Raw genomic sequence first — 17,914 nt, forward strand, 5'->3', positions numbered from 1 at the left:
AATCTAAAGGTAATAGAACTAATCGACGACAGATTCACTGCATCGCTTAGTTCGGAGCGTAAGAGTTACCATGTAGCGAAGCTACATAGGGAACTCCACAGCGACGAATACCCAGTATCCTGGAGAGAAGAACCGTACATAAGGACTCGCTGATTAAAGTAAAGGTACATCTGAGAGATTTTTTTGTTTTACTAAACGTATCTTTAGGCACAGCATTTCTGTACCTTTATGATATACTATCTCTTATACAATACTTTCATAGGAGGTCTTATGACTAAGAAAATTGCGGTTCTCGTCAATGAGGATACGATGCAGCGCTGTTCCTGCGGCGGTTGTTTAAAAGCGTTTATGAATAAAGCGGATTCCTTCGAGCGTTATGGGGATGAGGATATCGAGTTAGTCGGGTTTACTCACAGCGGTGGGGATCTGGCGAAGAAAATTGAGTCTTTCAAAAAGAAAGGCGTTACCGCGGTTCATTTATCGACCTGTACGCGCGGTAAAAATGATCAGTATGAAAGTATCGCCCGGCAATGTGCTGAGGCGGGCTTTGATGTAGTCGGATATACGCATGGCGGAGCCGTATCAAAGGACGGCAAGGCGGCTGTTATTCTATCTGCCTGTGGCGATGTGAATAATCCTAATTTATAAATAGAGTCGGTTCATGCTACTTTTACAGTAACGACGTATGATAAGGATTAGAGTTCATATGAATATATGAGAATACAAATTTGTATATTACAATAGAGATAGGCAATCATATCTCTAGAGATATACATAACATTTTATCGATAATCGATATTATATGGTGTATTTGCATCGATATATTGTTTAATCAGTATTCTCGTTATGGTGATTATTGTGGTAGTAAAGAGAGGTTGAGAGTATGAAGAAGTTAACGGCTACGGCTATGTCTGTTGTGATGGCGGCGACGTTTGCGCCCGCAGTTATGCAGACGGCACCTGTTGTTGCGGCGTCCAATGCGGTGCAGACATTGGCGGGAGGGGCTGTTGCCATGGCATATGTGAGCACAGCACTTAACAGAATGGATAATTCTCCGGAAGGTCAGAAAGAGAGTCTGGCACGTGCTAAACAGCAAACCGGCTATTTGGAGGACAATGCGGCACAAGAGCGCGTACAACGCATTATGAAGACTTTGGAGGCGACGCCCAGCGTTAAGCGTTCTTACGTGGTGTATGCAAATCCGAGTGAAGAATTCAACGCCTTTGCTACAATCGGTCGTGTTATGTCCGTCAATAAGGGGGCGCTCGACACGCTTGACGATGATCAGCTGGCGTATGTTATGGCCCATGAAATCGCGCACGGCGAGCATAAGGATATTATCAACGGCGTAAAAAAACAGGTCGGTTTATCCACGGCTGTGGGCATTGCGGCCGGCGGTGGTGAAAGTGCGGCTATTTTATCTAATTTAGCGGGCAACTATTTGCAGAATCAGGTTTTCACAATGGGACAGGAAAAGGCGGCCGATGAATTAGGTTTCAAGATTATCAGCGAGTCACCGTATAATGTAGGCGGTTCAGCCGGTGCGATGGCGGTATTGCGCAATAAATACGGCGATCATTACCGTGAAGGGCTTTCACAGGTCATTGCACCTAATAACCATCCGAAGACGAGCGACCGTGTAAATAATAATATTAGCCGCATGTATACATATTCCGGCAATCATGTAAATGTGTCGAACGGCACTGTTTATGTAAATGGAGATAATATTTATACACCTGCTAACAGCGGTCGTTATTCCGGTGAGGAACGGGCGTACTACATGGCGGGGAAATTGGCTCGCTTGTATCATGATAATCAGGTCGGACAGGGTTCCGCATCGTATAGCGGCGGTACGGTTACCGTGTCGGGTCAATCCATCGTGACGACACCGGATTCCGATGTGGCGTTGCAGGTGGCGACAAATCTTAACAATGCTTTTGCAAAACCGGCAGGCAAGGCGGTTACCGCTAAGAAACCTGTTAAGGTGAAAGCCGATAAAAAGAATGACGTTAAAAAGGCGGAAGTTAAGCAGAAGAATATAAAGCAGAAAGACTTGAAGCAGAAGTCGGTAAAGCAAAAAGACACAACACGTGATGATTCCAGAAGAGGTAGTATAGATCGATAATCTGAATACGGATACACCGATGAATTGAATGCTCATAAAATAGATTGATAATCTAAATAAAGATATACTGATAAATTAAATGCGGATAATTATAATCTAGATACGATTATATAAATTCATCTTAATTCAGACAGTAAACTCGAGTAGTCAGTTTGATGTAAATCGATTATGAAATAGAATCATTATGCTATAATATTAATTCATATTTGCTTGCTTTTTATAAATACAGCTGTATTTATCGCTATCAGTACTATATAGAATATGAAAGTTGTAACTTTATTATATCGACTTTACAGGAGGAATGCCTATTTTAGGGCATTCCTCTTTTTTTGTAAAATTTTGACTTTTGTAATTGTGGATTTTCTGTTTCTATTTTCCTTACAAGGAAGAACTAAAATTGACGAGATCCATATACATATAAGGGGTATAGGTTTATTGTACAGGCCTTTATTTTGTGTGATAATAACGGTGATTAGAGGCTAATCTAGATTTTCCGATGAAGGTTTATATGGATTTCTATATAAGAGTTATTTAGATTTTTCTATGAAGAAATACTTAAGCTGTCTTATTATATGTTATTCGGATTTTCCAAATTTGGCTGTCTGCAGTAGATAAGTTCGCGTGGAGTCAGTAATAAAGCATATCTATTGCATAGATATGCTTTTTGTTATATCTAAAATGAACTATTTTACTGGTATATAAAGTAATCTGATTTGTTAACAGTTTTTTTGATTAATGTGGTTAAATGCATGGAGGCTATTATGGAATATGCAATTCATTTATTTAATGCCGGCGGGGCCGTTATGTATCCTTTGGTATTGTTTATGGTAGCGGCTTGGACAATTCTGTTTGAACGGATACGCACCTATAGAAAGATCAACGATGAACTGGAGGCGTTGCGTGCTTGCATCGATCAGGCACAGGCGGAAAAGAATTGGGACGTATTACAGCAGGCTATCGATAATGACCGACAGGAGTTATCTGAATTTATGTCGCCTATTATTGACTCCGTTTATAATCTTGAAGGTTTGGAGAACCGCTTACAAGATGTGGTGGCTTACATGGACGCTCGTTTAAAACGTGGATTAAACTGGCTTAATATGATGGTTACGATGGCGCCTTTGTTGGGGTTATTGGGGACCGTTGTCGGTATGATTCGTTCCTTTGCCGCTGTTGGCGGTGATATAGGAGCCCCTACGGTGATTACCGGCGGCGTATCGGAGGCGCTGATTGCTACCGCGACGGGCTTATCTGTGGCGATCGTGGCATTGGCTTTTTACAGTTGGTGTTCCGATAAGGTAAATACGAATATTTCCGTATTGGAACAAAATTTAGGATCGATTTTGGATATCTTTAACAGGAGTCATATGAAATGAAACGCAGTTCGATAGGTATACAAAAAGAACCGTCCATCATGATCATTCCTATGATTGATATTGTATTTTTCCTCCTCGTGTTTTTTATGATGAGCACTTTGTATATGAATACGGAGGAGCAAATACCGTTGAATCTGCCTAAAGCATCGTCATCGACGGCCAAGACGATTGAACCGGTTACTATTTCTCTTACGGCAACGCATAAGATGTATATTAATGAACGGGAAATTGTGCCTGCACAATTGGAGGCGGAAATTCAACAGCTGGTGTCAAAGGAGCCGCAACAGGCATTCGTCGTTCGCGCTTCAGAGGATGTGCCGTATAAAGATGTGATAGGAATCCTGGATAACCTCAAGTTGAGCGGCGCTAGATATGTCAGCGTTGCTACGGAACGGAAGTGATTCCATGCTGAATAAACGCTATAGAATTCCGTTGGCTGCAGCGATTGTGGTAAACCTCCTGTATTGGGGCTGGGTTGGCGATTGGGCACAGCATTTGAAAGATTTCAGCCATACTCATAAGGACCTGGTCGTCGATTTGGACATGAGTCAATATGAGGAGCCGGAAAAAAAGCAGGTTGAAAAGAAGGAAACACCATTGCCGACAGACCATGGCCCGGCCGGCGGCAAATCGGGTTCTGTACTGCCCGATTTATCCGGAAAGCCGGCACCGGGGCTGAAAGAGCTTAATCCCTATTTAGGCGGTAACGAACCGGCACCGGTTAATGTAAACGGTGATATAAAAGCACCGGTAGGAAACCCGGGGCAACATAATCAGCCCGGACCGGGTATAAGTCACACTAAGGGGCATGGAGGCTTTGAAGATGAGGGAAAAGGGCCTTCCTATGGACCTCCGGGACCGGACTCTCAACCGGGTAAAGGTACGTTTAATACGGCTGAATATATGAAACGAGTTAGAGAGAATACTGTTATGCCTGATCAGGCGATTAGAAGGGGCATAACCGGTACTGTAACATTTAAGGTTGTTTTTGATTCCAACGGTAATTTCGATTCTGCAGAGATAATTAATAGTAGTGGATCAAGTCTTTTGGATAAAGCGGGGTATGCCTTAGTGTCGAGCCAAGGGGGGATAGAAAATTCAACAGGAGAATCTATCTCTATTGAAGTAGATGTGGTGTATAAGTTCAAATAATGTATTTGGGGATATAAGATTATGTGTATATTAAGGTGTGTATAGGGAGGTATAATTATGTATAATACCCGTAGAAAGGCATTATGTGCAAGTATTTTAGCGGTATTATTAGAGATTCAGGTCGGTGTGGCGGCTGATATTTCGGAGCAGGATGTCAAGGAGGTTCATACGGTAAATGTCACGGCTAACCGTACGGAGCAGCTTGATTTGGATACGCCGGCGGCTACGAGCGTAATCACGCATGAGGATTTGAAGAATAGCGGTGCTAAAAATGCATTTGACGCTGTTACCGATATACCCGGTGTTACGTCGTTTTCCTATGGTGCATCCGGCTTTGAATACGGGGCAATGGATAGTCGTACTAATATCCGCGGTCTTGAAAGAGGTGCTTTAATTCTCGTTAATGGAGTGCCTGTAAATCTTAACGGCAAAGGGGGGCTCAGTTCCATCCCTGTAGCATCTATCGATCATATTGAGGTGGTAAAAGGCGCGGCATCCGTATTATATGGCTCTGAAGCATTGGGCGGTGTTGTGAACGTTATTACGAAATCGCCTGATAAGGAGGGGGGCAGCGTTTCCGTCGGCATCGGTAATATGGGTAGTAAAAGTTATAATGTTTCCTATGGTACACCAAAGTTTTTTGTCGCTGTAGATCGTAATTATTTCGGCCGTCAAGATCCGTCAACACCGGTTCGCTCTGATATAGGACTTCGTAAGAAGGGGTATGAATACTATACGGCTCGTGAAAAGGGGAATACATTAGGCCTATTCTTCAGCGGCAAGTTATCTGATCATTGGACGTTAAATTACAGCCGTTCCGAATCAAAATCCGCATTTACTCAACTTAGCACGGAGAGCAATGCGATAAAGAGTGCAAAGCATTCCACGACATATAAATATAAAGACGATAAGAATATAGCATCATTGATATATAAAAATGGAACCACGACGGGCACAATCTTTTATAATGATCGGGATTTGAGCGGATGGAATCGCGTTCATAGCAGTCATATTTATAAGCCTAGCGACAGCGAATATATTGCTCGTCAATATGGCATTGATATTCAACATGAATGGGACTTTAGAGGCGGTAAGGATTATTTAATCGCCGGTATATTGGGAAAACGGGAGACATATAAGACGGAGTCCGGTCCTGTTTATGCAAATCCTCATCGTAGCAGTTATGCTGTTTATGGCAGTTATTCTTATCAGATAAATCCGAAGTGGACAACTATTTTAGGCCTTCGCTATACGGATATTAAGGATCCTGTAAAAGATCAACATGTACTTACGCCTCAATTCCAGATGCTTCACTCTATTAATAAGGAATCCTCACTTTATGTAAATGTGGGGAAAGCCTTTACTATGCCTAATTTGAGCGATACTTTTAAACGGGTAAGCAATCAATTTCATTCCGTAAGTGGTCGGAATTTGAAGCCTGAAGAGGGATGGAATTATGAATTAGGATATAAACATATTTCCAAAAAAGATAGTTGGAAAGTAGCTCTATTCTATATGGACTTTAAAAATTTCTTCGCATGGAAGCCTGATACAGATGGTAGGATGACAATTCGTGTCAATGGAGGGCGTTACCGTAATGCAGGTATAGAAGCCGAATATGGGCGATTAGTATCCGATCGATTGAAGTTTAATGTTGGTGTATCCTATTCGAATCCGAAACAGATGGAAATTGATCAGTCTTATTGGAAGCAAGCTAATCCGAAATTACAATTTACCGGTGGATTGCATTATACGAGTCCTACGTGGCTTGCAGGCACATCCTTTAATTTTGTGACGAAACGCATGAAAAACCGGGATGGCGGTATCAACCCTAATCTCGTGGCATGGAATGCGTATGTAGGGTATCAATTTAATGAATCCTCATCGCTACGCATTGATGCGCGAAATATTCTTAACCGTCATAATGTTATTTCCAATGGAGATTGGGAATACTGGGATGAACCTTTCAACTATCAGATTACTTATACTCAAAAATTCTAATGTATCAATATCCTACATTAGAAGGCATATTGATATTGTTTAGATGCATAGTTTTAAGCCGTTCATAGACTTTCATAAGGAGTGACATCATGAAATATAAGAGATGGTATTATATTTTAAGTTTGATATTTCTCCTTTGTGTTTGCCTTACTGGATGCGGTCCAAGCGTAGAACCCGGAAATACCGTATATAATAGAACTGTAAAAAGTGCGGACGGTGCTATGGTGGCTGTACCGGATCATCCAAAACGCATTATAGCCTTGTCTTCAGCATATGATACGATTTTACTTGGCCTTGTAGATACGGATCGTTTTGCCGGTATCAGTTCTTTGTCAACGTATGAACAGTACTCGATGGAGGCGGAAAAGGCGAAACAGGTTAAGACTCGAATGCGCTCCTATTCATTAGAGCGCATCATCGCATTACATCCGGATTTGGTAATTGCCCCTGAATATATAACAAGTGATGTCATTGAAGGCCTACGGCATGTGGGGATCCCTACGGTCGTCGTTAATACAGGAAAAACGGTGGATGAAGTGATTCACAATGTACAGGACATTTCTGAAATCGTTAATGAAGCTGAGATCGGACGGGAACATGTGGATACAATTCATAAGCAAATTGCTGAGCTTGACAGACTGGGAAAGACTATCCCTTTGAATGAACGTCGTCGCGTTTTATTTGTCTCCTCCATGGATGGATATACGGGAACGGGCAGTTTATTTGATGATATGTGCCGCTATATGAGCATTTATAATGCACCGTCTGCGGCTGGATATGCGCCTCATACATCGTTTACGGATGAACGGGTCATAGAGATGAATCCGGATTATATTTTTATTCCTTCTTATAAGGGCATGGATAAAGGCTTGTCAGATAGATTTTTGAATACACCGGCCTTCCAATCGTTGCCTGCGATGAAAAATAATCAAGTTCAGTCTTTGCCCGCTTCATATTTATATGCATCAAATCAACATATCGGGGAAGCGATGCTTTCTATTATGTATATTGTGTATCCCCAATTAGAAAGGAATTTTCATGAATAAACGGCATCAAGGATATACGGCGGCAGCCTTAATCGCTGTCGCGTTAGGTATATGTGTCATATTGGCCCTGCATGTGGGAACGATCATGATACCCGTCGGCGGCGGTCTGCAGAGTATCCTGCACGGAATCGGGATTCCGATTTCATTTGCGGAGCCTATCAGTGCGGAACAGGAGTCCGTATTGTGGTTTATTCGCATGCCGCGCCTCATAATAGGGCTATTGGTCGGTGCCGCATTGGCGTTGGCCGGTGCCGTTATGCAGGGGGTATTTTCGAATCCTTTGGCGGATCCCGGTATCATGGGTGTATCCGCAGGGGCCTCACTGGGTGCCGTTATCGCCATCGCATTTGGCATGACTTCGCTCGGCATGTTCTATATGCCTTTATTCGCTTTTGTAGGGGCCTTTGTGTCCGTGGGGATTACGATCATGCTGACATGGCGTAATAATCGCCTCGATACGACAACCTTACTGCTTGCCGGCGTTGCGGTCAGCATGCTGCTGGGGGCTTTCACATCGGGGATATTGACGATGATTAATGAATATCGCCTCAGAGAATTCCTGTTTTGGATGGTGGGCGGCCTCGATTTCAGACGTTGGGACCATGTCATGCTCGCAGTGGGGCCGATTACGGTCGGCAGCGTCATTCTCATGATGCTTGGACGCCATCTGAATGTGCTCGTTCTGGGCGATACGGAGGCCCGTGCATTAGGCCTGCCCGTGATGCTGTACAGGATTTTATTTCTATTTCTGGCGTCGCTCATTACGGCGACCGCCGTATGCGTGAGCGGTTCCATCGGCTTTGTGGGCCTTGTGGTACCGCATATTGTGAGACTGCTGGTCGGACCCGATCATCGCATATTGTTGCCTATGTCCGCCGTGGGCGGTGCGCTGTTTCTGGTATTTTGCGATACTTTGGGCCGCGTTGTGGCACAGCCGGTGGAAATCCGCGTCGGTATCATGACGGCATTGCTCGGGGCGCCGTATTTCCTATATTTACTGCATCGTTTGCGCCGTAAGGGAGGGGTATGATGAAACTGGATGTTCAGAACGTATCTGTCTCGTTAGGGGGCCGTACGATTGTGAAAGAGGCGTCTCTCGGTGTGCAGGCGGGAGAATTTGTCGGCATCATCGGGCCTAACGGTTCCGGTAAAACGACGATGCTGAAAGCTTTGCGCGGTCTGTATCCTCTTGAGGAAGGACGCATCCTGTGGGATGGGGACAATTTGTCGTCCATGAAAGAAAAGGAGATTGCCCGCCGGGTAGCGTATATGCAGCAGTCCGTAGATATTTCCTTCGGTTATGAGGCGCAGGATATCGTGATGACCGCCCGCTATCCGTATTTGAAATGGTGGCAGCAGGAGGGCGTCGACGATCGTCGTATTGTGGAAGAAGCGATGAAGGAAACCGGCGTATGGCATTTGAGAGAACGCTCCATTCAATCGCTGAGCGGCGGTGAACGGCAGCGCGTATTTTTCGCGAAGGCCTTGGCTCAACAGACGGATGTGCTGCTTCTCGATGAACCGACGGCGGCTCTCGACCTTGTCTATGCGGATGACATTTTCTATCAGGGGCGCAGATTTTGTGAGCAGGGTAAAACGATTTTAATCGTCGTTCACGATTTGGAACTCGCCGCAAAGTACTGTACGAAGCTGGTACTTATTTCGGGCGGTGAAATTATGGCGACCGGAAACCCTCGCGATGTGTTGACGGCGGATCATCTGCACAGCGCCTTTCACCTTTCGTCGGCCGTATATGATGATCCGTATTTCAAGCAGCAGCGCATTTACATATTTCCTAAGGGGACGACGGATATTACGCCGTACCGGCGCAGTGCGGAGACAGATGAATCTATGTCAATATCCATTGAAAGGACAACATTATGAATGAAGTAATAATCACGGATGGCACACCGCGTCAGAGATGCGCCGGAATTCTGGACGTAACGACTATATCTGTAGAAAGGACTGCGCTATGAAAGACATGGGTATTAAATCCATCGGCATTAAATCCATCGGCATAAAACAAACATGGAGTATTTTCGGTATTATTCTTATGCTGATGTTTCTGCTATGCGGGTGCGGTCCCGAGCAAAGTAATCAGCAGAATACAGGGGCTTTCACCGTAACGGATGCGACGGGTACCGCAGTTAACATATCGGAGCGGCCGCAACGCATCGTGCCGATCGGTGTCAGCACGGAGGACATCGTATTGTCCATGGTGACACCGGACCGGGTGGCGGCCATAGGGACGTTGCCTAACAATGTGCCCGATGCATCGAGTCAGGTCAAAGGGCGCGTGAAATCCAGCAGCGAATCCCTGTTATCGGTCAAACCGGACCTGGTCATTATGCCGGACTGGGTATCGCAGGAGAATATAAACGAAATACGAGGTATGAATATACCTTTATATGTATATAAAACGCCGGGAACGGTGAAAGAGGCAAAAGAGGTAATGGGTGAGATTGCCAAGGTACTGAAAGCATCCGATAATTCCCTGATTGCAGCCATGGATAAGGATCTGGCCGAAATTGACGGCATTGTGAAATCCCATGCCGATGAAGCGCAACCGGTAGCCGTACTCTATACGAGATTGGGTGTGACCGGCGGTAAAGGCTCCACCTTTGACGATATGTGCGGGTATATGCATGTCAAAAATGGTGCCGCTGCAATCGGTTTGGGCCTCACTGATAACGGAACGAGAGAGGATTTGATACGGATCAATCCGGATGTGATAATCATTCCTTCGGATGCTTATAATCAGGATCAATATTCTGAGGTGAATATTGATCAGCTATACTCGGATCCCGCGTTGCAGGGGGTGAAAGCGATTCAGAATCATCGTGTGTATACAGTGGATGCGCGCATGCTCATGAGTTATTCTCAGTTCATGACGAAGGCGATGCTCGATATGACGCGTTATATTTACAATGTACAGTGATGTATACCCGGCGATGCATATACATCGATTCGGTTGCATATTTTGTGTGTATTTAGTAATGTGGAGGTTATGATGAAAGCATTTAAACATCAGAAATTAGCCGCTTATGTGGCGATGATTTTAGTCGGCGGCTGTATGTTTACGGTTCCCGGGGTGCAAGGTGAGGAACCTGATGACGTGAAAGAAACGCATACGGTTGTCGTTACGGCGACGAGAAGCGAGCAGGAGCTTTCAAAAGTACCGGCCAGCGTAGCGGTTGTCAGCGGAGATGATGTGAGAGAGCGTCATGCGACGAATATGAATGAAGCGTTGCGCATAGCGCCGGGCGTGGATATCAACACATACGGCGGCGGTGTAGGCTATACGAATTCCAATGTGTTCCGTATCAACGGATCCAATCAGGTTCTATACATGGTGGACGGCATCAACATGAATGCGGCCGGGGTTAATCCGCCGATGACAATTCTTAAAAATATGGAAGGCATCGAACGCATTGAAGTATTGCGTGGTGCGGCGTCCACATTGTACGGGTCCGGTGCTGTAGGCGGCGTCGTTAACGTAATTACCGCAAAGCCTGAGGAGGGGGTCAGAACAAAGGCCCGCATCATGGGCGGCAGCTATGATCTGGAGCAGTATGCGTTGATGAATGAGGGACGTCAGGATACATGGTACTGGCGTTTAGGCTATGAAAAGGACATCATCGGAAGCTATAAGGATGCCCATCATGTGCGCATTCCGCAACATGGAAACAGTCATAACACGTCTTTCATGATCGGTAATGAAATCGATAAGAATAATGATGTGCGCATTTCCTACGATACATATCGCGGTGATGCGATGTATTCCAATCATTTGGGGCAGTTGAATCAACTCAGATACGGCCATGAAGCCAATGATTCCCTTCGCGCCGTATGGAATAGCAAGATCAACGATAAGTGGAGTCATCAGTTATATGGCATGAATAATCACTATAAAACCACCTATGACGGATACACGACAGACGTGAAAACACGTGCTATTGGGGATCAGGTGACATTCCACAGCAAGGATCATACCGTTATAGGCGGCTTTGACTGGCGTCAGGATAAGGTCCTCACCATGAACGGCGTCAAGTTGACGAACAGTTCGTACTACGTGCAGGATGCCTGGAAATTCGCGCCTAAATGGACGTTGACGCCGGGTGTTCGCGTGGACCATCATTCCGCATTCGGAACGCATACGTCGCCACATGTATCCTTAGGATATGACGTGAATGAGCGCACCAATGTGTATGTAGCGTATAATGAATATTTCTTGGCACCGACTCCATACCAGTTGTTTGACGGTTATAACGGCAATCGGAACTTGAAACCTGAAAGCGGTCGCGAATGGGATCTCGGTGTACATCATAAGTTCGGGCGTACGTGGAACGGAAATCTTAACTTCTTCACACGCCGCACGAAGGATAAGATCGGTTGGGTTATGACGGATCCGGCAACTTTCACAGGTCAATATCGCAATTTTGATACGGAACGGGCCCATGGCGTATCGGTAGATTTACGCAAGCAGTTGACGAATCATCTGTCCGCTCGCGTCGGCTATACCTATACGCACATTGATGCGACACCGACACGACGTGCCAATGTGGACGGATACGTACCGAAACATGCGGTCAATGCGGGTCTCGACTATAACGATGCCAAGTGGGATGCGCATCTTGATATTCGCGGCAATATCGACCGTCCGGGCACGGGGGCGAATACATTCCCTAAATCGACGTACTGGATTACGGATCTCAGTGCCAACTATCGCGTCAATGACAACATAACCGTATTCGGGCGCGTGAATAATCTATTCAACACGTACTATGCGGAACAGTCCAATGTCCGTTACGGCAATCCAGGTGACTGGTGGACCGGTCAAGGTCGCAACTTCAGAGTCGGCATGGAGGTTATGTTCTAGTCAATTTATCAGATGCCACTCAGAGGCCGCAATGTCATAAGGTAGCATTGTGAAAGTTTGATATATTTTCAGTAGTACATAGTCGCGTACAGAACCGCGGCATGTAGGGGATGAGCATTGGTATCATAAATCATTCAGAAAAGACTGTTAGTATAATCCTTACAAAAGAGAGAGCCTTGTCCACGAGTAGAAAAGTGTAGATTTTATCACCTTAAAGCACTATAATATATGGTATATGTGTTGCTACTCGTATGATTAGAGGCGTAAATTGTATTAAAGAGGAGTTGGATTGTACTATGACGGAACAACCAATCTTATCCCCTTATATGATGGCTCGCAAGCCGTCAGGGATTCGACTAGGACAAATTAAATTTTTAGAGCGCAAGAACCCGCCGATTCTGGTGAACGGTTCCATCGGTAATGTTATGCGTCCTATGCATCCCGCCATGCAGCGTCGTTTATTTAATCTGGGCGGACCGGACAGTCCGTTTCAATCGGGTATTGTTCCGTATGTGCCGACGACGGGAACCGAGGAATGCCGGGAAGCGTTCCTTCATATTCTGCGCAGTCAGGGCTTTGATACGACGGGACTTGATGTGCTTGTTACGGATGGCGCATCGATGGCGATGGAAATCATCATGCTCGGTGTCTGCGGCGGTGCCGGAGAAGAGGAACGGCCCCTGTTGATGTTCAATCCGTCCTATACGAATTATGATGCGGTAGGTCATCGCATCGGACGTAAAACGGTTACCGTTGAGCGTGAGCTTAATGAAGAAGGCGAATTTGAACTGCCGTCCGTAGAAACGGTGGAGCAGCGTATCATAGAAACGAAACCGGGTGCATTGCTTATCATTCCTTACGATAATCCCACGGGACAGCTGTTCAGCAAGGAAACCCTCATCGAATATACGAAGTTATGTGTAAAGCACAATTTGTGGATCATCTCCGATGAGGCGTATCGTGAACTGGCTTATGAAAAAGGCAAGGAAACGTCGAGTATCTGGGCGTTAACCGATAAGGACGTGCCGGGCATTGAAGGCCGCCGAATCAGCCTTGAAACGGCCAGCAAGGTGTGGAATGCATGCGGATTGCGCATAGGGGCTATCATTACGGATAATAAGATGTGCTATGAAAAGTCCGTTGCCGAATATACGGCGAATTTGAGTGCCAATACATTGGGACAATATATCTTCGGTGCACTGGCGCATGAGTCGCATGCGCAATTGCATAACTGGTATGAACAACAGCGGGATTATTACCGCAAGATGATTTTTGAGCTCCATAAAGGATTCAAGGAGGTGGAACCGAACTTTATCGTGTCCAGACCGGAAGCGTCCATTTACTTCGTTATCGATGTGCGCAATGAAGCGAAACCGGGCTTTGACGGTGTAGAGTTCGCGTCCTGGTGCGCCGAACACGGTGCGATCAGCCTGGATGACGGCAAGGAATATACATTGCTCATGGCGCCGCTGAACGGCTTCTACAGCGGTCGCGGCAAGGAAGATAATCCGGGCAGAACACAGCTTCGCGTGTCGTTCTGTGAAGATCCCGAACTGTTGCGCTTGGCACCGGAATTGTTATCTAAACTGTTTAGAGCCTATGAGGCACAACGAACTGAATAAGTCGTACTGAAAATAAAAGTGCTCTACAGTTACGAGTGTTGTAAACGTAGAGCACTTTTCTGTTTAAAGGCCCGCAGTGAATGTATCCGTGATTAGATCTGTAGCATGATATCCTGCAGTATCTGATCAATTTCCATATGATTGTCTCTCAGTAATTTATCGGGATCATATCTGTCATAAAAACCTTTTTGAATGCCGTAGTTCATGACCTTGATGTTCTGCCTGCCATAGTATGCGGCAATTTTCTGCCCGAAGCCGCCGTCAATGACGCCGTCCTCCAGCGTGATGATGAGAGAATGGTTTTTCCGTAATCGGTCGAGTAGAGCTGTATCCGGTTCCGATATCAAAAGCGGCTTTATCACGGTCGGTGTGATAGCATATTTTGCTTTCACCGCCTCGACCAGGGAAATGGCACGTCGGTAAAAGTTACCGACACCTATAATGGCGATTTCATTGCCCTCCCGGACGGTTTCCCAGCTGCGGATGGAAACATCCGTAATACTTTGTGTCCGAAGAGGCTCGTGATTCGGTGTCCCTACGGGAACCCGTATGGCGACAGGATAATCATGATGTTGCAAGCCGAATTGAATGGACGCCTGTAATTCCTCCGCCGTGGCAGGCGCAATATAGGTCAGATTCGGGATGTTGGTGAGCATAGGAATATCGCTGAATCCCAGATGCGTGATGTCCTTTGTACCGTAAATGGAGGCGCGATATACGAGAATCAAAGCGTTGCTGTTGTTAATGCATACGTCGTTTATCAGCTGATCGTAAGCCCGTTGCAGGAACGTACTGTATATCGGTAAAATCGGCTTTGCATCGGCGCGAGCGATGCCGGCCAATAAGGTCATGGCATGTTCCTCGGCGATGCCTACATCGATATATTGAGGGCCCAATTTTTGACGGACCTCCGGCGTCAGGCAAAATCCGCCGGGCGTGGCCGCCGTGATGAGGCAGGTCGATTTGTTTGTTTCCAACTCGGCAATCAATTCCTTTGCGGCGATAGCTTCGTATGTATTATTATAATTTTTATTGACTACGCCTGTAGTGACGTCGAATGATGACGGATTATGAAAGTCTTCCGGCGCCATTTCCGCCGCTTTATAACCGAACCCTTTCGTCGTGCGGATATGCAAGATGATGGGGCGCGGATAATTTATTACTGATTTAAATTCCGCGATTAATGATAAGATCGAGTTGCCTTCTTCGATATAGCGATAATCAAAGCCGAGAGCTTTAAACATATTATTCGTACAAGTTCCGTTCGTGTCCCGCAATTCTTTTAAATGGGTGTACAAACCGCCGTGATTTTCGGCGATGGACCGGTCGTTATCGTTGATGATTACGATGCAGTTGGACCGCAGCGTAGCGAGATGATTTAAGGCCTCGAAGGCCTCTCCGCCGGATAATGCGCCATCCCCGATGAGCGCGATGATGTTTTCCTTTGTTTGATTGAGGTCGCGGCCGATTACGAGCCCGCACGCCAGACTGAGGGCGGTGGATGCGTGTCCTAAGTGAAACAGATCGCAGTTACTTTCACGTGGATTACTGTAACCTGAAACGGTGCTGAATTTATTTTCCTGCGTGAACCCTTCGAACCTGTCGGTCAATATTTTGTGGGCGTAACTCTGGTGGGATATGTCAAATATGATTTTGTCGTCGGGGCAGTTAAATACGTAGTGAAGCGCGAGAATAATGTCTGTGGCGCCCAATGACGGACCTACGTGGCCGCCTCGAATCGATGTTCTGTGAATGATGGCTTCGCGTATTTCACGCGCTATTTCCAGTAACTCTGCTTCGGTGCATTGTTTTAAATCACCGGCTGAATGTATTTGTGAAAGCTTCATGTCGTTACCTAAACTTTATTTTGCTGTCTAAATGAGACTTCTATTAGTAAATATTAGAGATAATTTGTGTTCATAGGTGAGAAACCTATGAATACTGTCTATTATTATAACATGAGATGAAGTTGATGATTATAGTATGAGATAAAGTCGATTATCGGTAGAGAAATCTACAAGAAAATTCCAGATAAATTATGAAAAATAAATGAAATTATGTTATCATGGAAGATATAATTCAGTTTGTTCGTTACATTTATTAAGAGAGGAAAAATCTATGAATAAACAGTGGGCTAGTCCCCCCTTATTAGTACAGACCTTAATGATTGTCGTCGATTATATTGCTATTGTATGTAGCATTATTTCCGCATATAATATCAGAACCGCATTGCCGTTCTGGAATGGTGCTAATAGTTTACATGTAGATTTTTTCTATGGATATGTTATTACCCCTATAGTGTTTATTATCGTGCTGTTATTAAACAGTGCATATAATATGGATAAGGCCTATTGGGATAAGATTAAAATTATATTTCGGTCCATAACAATCGGTATAGTTGTATCCATCGTTCTGATGTATGCCGGGCATATTATCGACAACGTATCCCGTTTATTCGTCGGCTTATCTTATATATTTATATTGTTATATGTTATCGTTTTACGATATATATTAGTACAAATATTGATAAAGCTGAAATTATTATATATTCCGATTTTATTGGTCGGAGCGGGAAAAACAGCGGAATTAGTTGATCGGTATCACGATAGAATGCTTATTAACTACTATAAAATTATCGGCTTTGTGGACGATAATCCGAAGTCCTCATTATTAGCGCAAAAGTATCCGCGCCTGGGCGGCTTCAATGACGTGGAGGACGTCATTAAAAGATATAACGTATCCACTGTATTGGTGTGTGCTCCCGGTCTTGAATCTAAAAAACTGGTGTCCTTAATCAATCGCTTACAGCTGCTTGTAAAAAGGGTTTCCTTTGTACCGGAGCTGTTCGGTTTGCCGGCCAGCAATATTTCGGCTCGCGGCATGATGGAGGAACAGGCTGTCGTATTGCGGGTGCAGAACAATTTAGCGCGTAAGTCCAACCGTATCATGAAACGCATTTTTGATATTGTGGCCACCGTCTGCGGCGGCATCTTGATCTTGCCGATTATCGCTGTCGTGGCGGTGCTGATTTATCTCGATTCTCCGGGACCTATCGTGTTCGGTCATAAACGGGTCGGTCAGGGCGGCAAGGAATTTTTCTGCTATAAATTCAGATCCATGGTTCCCAATGCGCAGGAAGCGTTGGAAATTTATTTAAAAGAACATCCGGAAGCTCGCGAAGAATGGGAACGGGACTTCAAGTTAAAGGACGATCCGCGGGTTACGAAAATCGGAAAATTTCTTCGAAAAACAAGTCTCGACGAACTTCCACAATTATGGAATGTCCTCATGGGCGATATGAGTCTTGTGGGACCGCGTCCTATCGTTCGAGATGAAATCGTAAAATACGGCGATTATATTAATGATTTCTATCTTGTACCACCGGGAATTACCGGTGTGTGGCAGGTCAGCGGTCGCAGTGATACCACCTATGAAGAACGGGTGTTAATGGATTCCTGGTATGTGCATAACTGGTCCGTGTGGATTGATATTGTATATTTGATAAAAACGGTATTGGCCGTTGTGAAGGGAAAAGGAGCGTATTAATGACATACGATTATTTAGTTGTAGGGGCCGGTCCGTTCGGTGCTGTATTTGCTCATGAGGCGCACAAGCGCGGTAAATCCGTTCTTGTCATCGATCGACGTCATCATGTGGCGGGGAATTTATATTGTGAAAGCAAGGATGACATCAATATTCATGTATATGGTGCG

General features: G+C 45.2%; 15 protein-coding genes. 14 read left to right on the plus strand and 1 reads right to left on the minus strand.

What is annotated here, in order from left to right; genetic code table 11:
• The first annotated feature begins 270 nt into the window (after positions 1-270).
• From HMPREF1521_RS07440 to HMPREF1521_RS07495, 12 genes are all read left to right on the plus strand, one after another.
• Positions 271-648: a CGGC domain-containing protein gene (locus tag HMPREF1521_RS07440; RefSeq protein WP_038117676.1), complete on the plus strand. Its 378-nt coding sequence runs from the start codon at positions 271-273 to the stop codon at positions 646-648.
• A gap of 298 nt (positions 649-946) precedes the next feature.
• A complete protein-coding gene (locus HMPREF1521_RS07445) occupies positions 947-2,125 on the plus strand; it encodes a M48 family metallopeptidase (protein ID WP_174678704.1) in 1,179 nt (392 codons plus the stop codon).
• Between the two features lie 761 nt (positions 2,126-2,886).
• Complete coding sequence (locus tag HMPREF1521_RS07450) at positions 2,887-3,501, plus strand: MotA/TolQ/ExbB proton channel family protein (RefSeq protein ID WP_038117679.1); 615 nt, start codon at positions 2,887-2,889, stop codon at positions 3,499-3,501.
• Positions 3,498-3,902 carry a biopolymer transporter ExbD gene (locus HMPREF1521_RS07455; RefSeq protein ID WP_038117682.1) on the plus strand — a complete coding sequence of 135 codons (405 nt, stop codon included), beginning with the start codon at positions 3,498-3,500 and terminating at the stop codon, positions 3,900-3,902. The genes HMPREF1521_RS07450 and HMPREF1521_RS07455 overlap by 4 nt, the downstream gene beginning before the upstream one ends.
• Positions 3,874-4,653 (plus strand): energy transducer TonB, encoded by a 780-nt coding sequence (locus HMPREF1521_RS07460; protein WP_232203207.1) that lies wholly within the window; start codon positions 3,874-3,876, stop codon positions 4,651-4,653. The genes HMPREF1521_RS07455 and HMPREF1521_RS07460 overlap by 29 nt, the downstream gene beginning before the upstream one ends.
• Before the next feature lie 57 nt (positions 4,654-4,710).
• Complete coding sequence (locus tag HMPREF1521_RS07465; protein ID WP_038117688.1) at positions 4,711-6,654, plus strand: TonB-dependent siderophore receptor; 1,944 nt, start codon at positions 4,711-4,713, stop codon at positions 6,652-6,654.
• An 89-nt stretch (positions 6,655-6,743) separates the two neighbouring features.
• The gene (locus HMPREF1521_RS07470; RefSeq protein WP_038117690.1) at positions 6,744-7,700 is read left to right on the plus strand and encodes an ABC transporter substrate-binding protein; all 957 of its coding nucleotides are present in this window, start codon (positions 6,744-6,746) and stop codon (positions 7,698-7,700) included.
• Positions 7,693-8,730, plus strand: coding sequence for an iron ABC transporter permease (locus tag HMPREF1521_RS07475; RefSeq protein WP_038117693.1), 1,038 nt, complete (start codon positions 7,693-7,695; stop codon positions 8,728-8,730). Before HMPREF1521_RS07470 ends, HMPREF1521_RS07475 begins: the two co-directional genes overlap by 8 nt.
• Positions 8,730-9,584, plus strand: coding sequence for an ABC transporter ATP-binding protein (locus HMPREF1521_RS07480; RefSeq protein ID WP_038117695.1), 855 nt, complete (start codon positions 8,730-8,732; stop codon positions 9,582-9,584). Before HMPREF1521_RS07475 ends, HMPREF1521_RS07480 begins: the two co-directional genes overlap by 1 nt.
• A gap of 37 nt (positions 9,585-9,621) precedes the next feature.
• Positions 9,622-10,638, plus strand: coding sequence for an ABC transporter substrate-binding protein (locus tag HMPREF1521_RS07485; protein ID WP_232203208.1), 1,017 nt, complete (start codon positions 9,622-9,624; stop codon positions 10,636-10,638).
• 72 nt (positions 10,639-10,710) lie between these two features.
• Positions 10,711-12,579, plus strand: a complete 1,869-nt coding sequence (locus tag HMPREF1521_RS07490) for a TonB-dependent siderophore receptor (protein ID WP_038117698.1) — start codon at positions 10,711-10,713, stop codon at positions 12,577-12,579.
• 296 nt (positions 12,580-12,875) lie between these two features.
• Positions 12,876-14,201 (plus strand): pyridoxal phosphate-dependent aminotransferase, encoded by a 1,326-nt coding sequence (locus tag HMPREF1521_RS07495; protein ID WP_038117701.1) that lies wholly within the window; start codon positions 12,876-12,878, stop codon positions 14,199-14,201.
• A gap of 92 nt (positions 14,202-14,293) precedes the next feature.
• Here HMPREF1521_RS07495 and HMPREF1521_RS07500 read toward each other — a convergent pair whose 3' ends face one another.
• Entirely contained in the window at positions 14,294-16,048 is a 1,755-nt protein-coding gene (locus HMPREF1521_RS07500; protein ID WP_038117704.1) for a 1-deoxy-D-xylulose-5-phosphate synthase, read from the minus strand.
• 271 nt (positions 16,049-16,319) lie between these two features.
• On the opposite strand from HMPREF1521_RS07500, the gene wbaP reads away from it, so the two are divergent.
• Together wbaP and HMPREF1521_RS08910 are read left to right on the plus strand one after the other, a co-directional pair.
• Positions 16,320-17,747, plus strand: a complete 1,428-nt coding sequence (gene wbaP / locus HMPREF1521_RS07505) for an undecaprenyl-phosphate galactose phosphotransferase WbaP (RefSeq protein WP_038117707.1) — start codon at positions 16,320-16,322, stop codon at positions 17,745-17,747.
• On the plus strand, positions 17,747-17,914 hold a 168-nt coding region (locus HMPREF1521_RS08910; protein WP_156924917.1), incomplete at its 3' end, for an NAD(P)-binding protein. The genes wbaP and HMPREF1521_RS08910, both read left to right, overlap by 1 nt.

This window comes from Veillonella sp. AS16, from assembly GCF_000517785.1.
GTDB classification, from domain to species: Bacteria; Bacillota; Negativicutes; order Veillonellales; family Veillonellaceae; genus Veillonella; species Veillonella denticariosi.